Origin of the sequence: Paenibacillus sp. GbtcB18, assembly GCF_019091125.1 — a bacterium.
Taxonomy (GTDB): domain Bacteria; phylum Bacillota; class Bacilli; order Paenibacillales; family NBRC-103111; genus Paenibacillus_F; species Paenibacillus_F chitinolyticus.
The window spans coordinates 1-292 of the sequence record NZ_JAGXJX010000244.1 but is presented as its reverse complement, the minus strand read 5'-3'; the positions used below and the strand labels follow the sequence as shown (position 1 = coordinate 292).

1 pseudogene is annotated in these 292 nt (G+C 57.2%); it reads right to left on the bottom strand.

The features are described from left to right. Window positions 1-232 (bottom strand): annotated as a pseudogene (locus KVT34_RS30145) (alpha-L-fucosidase); the annotation flags it as partial. Between the last annotated feature and the right edge of the window lie 60 nt (window positions 233-292).

Here is a 292-nt window from a genome sequence, read left to right as displayed (position 1 = left end):
AACCCGGTTGAATCGAACGGACCAGCTCGGCGAATACCCCTCCCTGCTCAACCGTGATCTTGTGTCCGCAGTCGATCCAGAGGTTGCCGACCGGGCCGTAATTCGTGAGCAGCACGCGGATTTGGGGAAATGCCTTCTCCCGCAAATACCGGACATACCTGCGGCTCTCCGCTTCATCCCCGGTCCAGCTTTCGAGCGAGTCCCAGGCGCCAATATTATCTGGGTAATCCAATGTATTACCTTGGGAATCGGGGTGGTGCCTGTCCATGGCGTGCGAGGAATAGAGACAGAA